This is a genomic window from Stenotrophomonas sp. P5_A8 (assembly GCF_056400545.1).
Genome location: NZ_JBFULB010000367.1, coordinates 1 through 3,658, shown reverse-complemented (window position 1 = coordinate 3,658; position 3,658 = coordinate 1). Strand labels below are relative to the sequence as shown.

Sequence of the window (3,658 nt, the reverse complement as noted above, 5' to 3'; positions counted from 1 at the left end):
ACCCTGCACGCCCCACATCCGCGTCTTGGCCACCGGCGACACCGCGTTGACCACGATCCCGTGCGGCGCGCCCTCCGCGGCCAGCACGTTGACGATGCCCACCGCAGCCAGCTTCGCCGCCGCGTAGGCCGCCAGCCCGTGCTGCACGTACTGCGGATACAGCGCGCGATCAGAAGTAGTCAGCACGATGCGTCCGTAGCGCGCGTCCTGCATCGACGCCCATGCAGCCTGCGCCAGCCACAGGGGCGCCTTCGCGGCAATCGCCATCATCGCGTCGAAGCGCTCGTCCTCCAGCGTGTCGATCGGCTGGTACTCGACCCACCCGGCGTTGTGGATGATGAAATCCAGGCGACCGAAACGCTGCAGGGTATCGGCCACCAGGGCCCGGCACTCCGCGCGATTGTCGAGCGCACCGTGCGCGGCATGTACCACCAGGCCCTGCCCGCACAGCTCGGCCACCGCCCGTTCAATCCGCTGCGGATCAAACCCGGTGCCGTCACGGTCGGCCCCCACATCGTGCATCACCACCTGCGCACCGCGCCGTGCCAGCAAACGGCTGTAAGCCAGGCCAAGGCCACCGGCCGCGCCGGTGACCAGGCCGACCTGGCCGGTAAACGAGAAGATTGATTCGTTATCCATCGAAGCAGCATGCGGCCTGCACTGCACCCGTGACCAATACCGATGGCGTGCTGTTGCGATACATGCGAAGTATCACGGGCGCATGCCGCTAGAGCGGTAACCGGTTCGCCACGAAATTGACCACATTGCCCATCGCTTCAGGATCGACATTACTCAGTCCTACCAGCACATATCCCYGCGCGGGCATCGCATAGAACACGGCGTTGGCGCCGGGTGCGCCGCCTTCATGACCGTACAGCCGATCACGACCCTCACCACGCACCATGAACCCATAGCCGTACCAGGCCTTATGATTCTGCGGGGAGGTCGCCGCTGCCAATGACGTAGGCGACAGCAGCTTGCCCGCACGCAGCGCCTCACCGAACTTCAGCATGTCGTCGACGGTGCTGTAGCCACCACCGGCCGAGGTAGCGCGCCACGGCAGCGATGCCGTTTCCACTGTCCATCGGCCATCGACCTTGGTATACGGCTTGGCCCTGCCGACGACCGGCATCGACTCGGGCTCGGATCCGGTCGCGCTCATGCCCGCTACGCGATAGATGTGTTCGTCGACATAGTCGTAGTACGACTGTTCCGAGACCGCCTCGATGACGCTGCCCAGCAGAATGAATGCATAGTTCGAATACTGGTCCCGGCTTCCCGGCGTGAACGCCACTGGCTCCTCCCCAAACACCGCCCAGTAGTCCTGAAGCGTCCTGAGACTGTCGGCGTTGCTGGTGGCCTTGTCACCAAAGATATCGCCCAGTCCGCTGGTGTGGTCCAGAAGCTGACGCAGCGTGACCGACCCTGCGACCGACGGGTTCGGGTAGCGCGGCAGGTGTTTGGCCAGCGTATCGTCCAGCGACAGCTTGCCCGCTTCCTGTAGCTGCAGAATGGACACAGCGGTGAACATCTTGTTCAACGACGCCAACCGGAATCGGGTAGCGCGCGCCACCGCCAGGCCCTGCTCACGATCGGCAAGGCCGCCGTGCCACGCCATCTGGACGTCTCCCTGCCTGGCCACCAGGAACACCCCCCCGAGGTCGCCAGTCGCCTGCAGCGCATCCAGACGCGTCTTGGCCGCGTCCAGAACGTCAGCCATCGCCATGCGCCTGGGCTGGTATTTCGCGGGGGTCTGCGCGCCTTCGAACGCGAACGCGGCCGACCGCTTGTCCGGGTCGAGCGTCGCCGTCACCAGCATCACACGGTCATTGGCGCTGGGCAGCAGCAGCATCTGCACTTTCCCCGGCGTGCTGGCGACGACCTCCAGCACCCGCAGCTCCCCGGTCTCTGCGCGGAACTCAAGATCGCCCTTCGCGTCAGCGCGCATCTTGTACTGTTCCCGGAAGGCCGCCAGCGCATCGCGATCACCGTCGTTGAATGCGGCCAGCCACGCCCTCAGCGCGTGTTCGGCCTCACCCGTCACCAAGGGCGTTCCGGCGTGGGCCGTGATCGAGAACAGCAGCAGTGCAACTACCAGTGATTTCAACAGGCGCATGCAGTTCACCTTGTCGTTTGGAAGAGAAAGCGGCCTCAACGCCGGCCACTACCGGGCAAAGCGAATGCGCGTCAGCCAAGCGCGGGTTCAACCACCACCGCCGTGCCATAGCACAGCACTTCCGTCAGTCCGGTCATCACATCGGTGGCGTCATACCGCATGGCGATGATCGCGTTGGCACCCAGCAGGCGCGCATGCTTGGCCATGTCCCGATAGGTCTCCTCGCGGGCCTGCTCGCACAGCTCGGTATAGATGGTGATGTTGCCGCCGAAGATCGTCTGCAACCCGCCGAGGAAATTGCCCACTATCGAACGCGAACGCACGGTGATGCCACGCACCACGCCCAGGCTGCGCACGATGCGATAGCCGGGCAGCTCCATGGCGGTTGTCACCATCGAATCGTCGAGCCGGGTAGCCGAACCGGCGCGCGGACTGCTGTTGTAAGGATCGGTCATTGCGGCCTCGTGATTGTGCTGCGTGCGCGCCGATATGACGTGCCATCCGGTGGAGTATCAGGGATACCGCTTGGGCAGGACATCCGTTGCCGACGAGGACACCTTCCCCGTGCGCCAGAACAGCCAGGTGAACCACAGCACGCACCACCACAGCAGCGTCCAGCCAACGACAATCAGCATCTGCGTGCCGTCATCGCTGCCATTCCGGTCGGGCCAGAAGCGCCAGGTGTCCACATATGCGAGGTACGCGCCAAGCAACGATACGGGGATGCCAAGCAACAACCCGATCCCTCTCGCCCAGCGGTGGCGTCGGAAGATCACCAGCGTGCCCAACACCACGACGGCGGTCATGAAGACCGGCAGCCCGAAGAACACCGTCAGCATGCCAACCGGGTCGGAGGCCAGTGCCGGTAGCGGAACGCACAGCGCGATGGGCAGCAGCCAGCAGGCCATCGGCGTTCGGGTACTGCGTCGACTGTTCATCTGCTGCGCTCCCTGCGAGTGTGTCGATGATGCATCAGGCCGAATGCGTCCTGCTACAGACGAACGCTCATCGGGGCTGCCGCCTGACCACCTGATAGATCGCCACGTTCCGCTCGGCCAACGCGCGCACCACTTCAGGGATCAACTGCATCGGCAGGTCCACCTCATAGCCGTGCGCAGTGGTGCGAAGCGCATCCGGCGCGAAGTGGAAGGCTGGATGACCATCGCTGCGTTGAACCAGGAACGCGATCATCGCGTCCCGCACGAYGTGTTGCCACTCGCCCACCTCGAAATACACCGGGTACAACACATCACTGTAGTCGGCCGGGCTGGCGAGGGCGGGATCGGTTGCGTCGGGTTCCATGCGGCTCTCCAGGTCACGTGGCGGGAAGGCGGCGGAGGCATCTTATGCTCCCCATGACGAACACGGCCGCAAAGGCGAGGAAAAGCCACGTGAACGTTGTCCGCACCGGTTTTCCGAGCGGATTGAAGCGGGTCTGCTGCTTGAGCGACACGTCCCTCGGTTCACGCCATTTCATGTCGCACTTTGCATCCGCGTCAGTAACTGATTCGTGGACATGAGCTGTGCCATGCACAATACGTT

General features: G+C 64.1%; 6 protein-coding genes. All 6 read right to left on the bottom strand.

Annotation, left to right across the window (positions count from 1 at the left end; translation table 11 throughout):
- Positions 1–639 (bottom strand): SDR family NAD(P)-dependent oxidoreductase (locus tag AC1DQP_RS18100; RefSeq protein ID WP_478052160.1); only part of this gene is annotated, 639 nt, incomplete at its 3' end.
- 88 nt (positions 640–727) lie between these two features.
- The gene (locus AC1DQP_RS18095; RefSeq protein WP_478052159.1) at positions 728–2,116 is read right to left on the bottom strand and encodes a serine hydrolase domain-containing protein; all 1,389 of its coding nucleotides are present in this window, start codon (positions 2,114–2,116) and stop codon (positions 728–730) included.
- A gap of 71 nt (positions 2,117–2,187) precedes the next feature.
- Positions 2,188–2,571, bottom strand: coding sequence for a YbjQ family protein (locus AC1DQP_RS18090; RefSeq protein ID WP_457319504.1), 384 nt, complete (start codon positions 2,569–2,571; stop codon positions 2,188–2,190).
- 57 nt (positions 2,572–2,628) lie between these two features.
- A complete protein-coding gene (locus tag AC1DQP_RS18085) occupies positions 2,629–3,054 on the bottom strand; it encodes a hypothetical protein (RefSeq protein WP_457319505.1) in 426 nt (141 codons plus the stop codon).
- A 67-nt stretch (positions 3,055–3,121) separates the two neighbouring features.
- Positions 3,122–3,418, bottom strand: a complete 297-nt coding sequence (locus AC1DQP_RS18080) for a hypothetical protein (protein WP_478052158.1) — start codon at positions 3,416–3,418, stop codon at positions 3,122–3,124.
- A 13-nt stretch (positions 3,419–3,431) separates the two neighbouring features.
- On the bottom strand, positions 3,432–3,658 hold a 227-nt coding region (locus tag AC1DQP_RS18075; protein ID WP_478052157.1), incomplete at its 5' end, for a hypothetical protein.

Bases quoted from the DNA above. Each gene is read 5' to 3' on its own strand.
- AC1DQP_RS18090 (WP_457319504.1), bottom strand. From the start codon at position 2,571: ATGACCGATCCTTACAACAGCAGTCCGCGCGCCGGTTCGGCTACCCGG.
- AC1DQP_RS18085 (WP_457319505.1), bottom strand. From the start codon at position 3,054: ATGAACAGTCGACGCAGTACCCGAACGCCGATGGCCTGCTGGCTGCTG.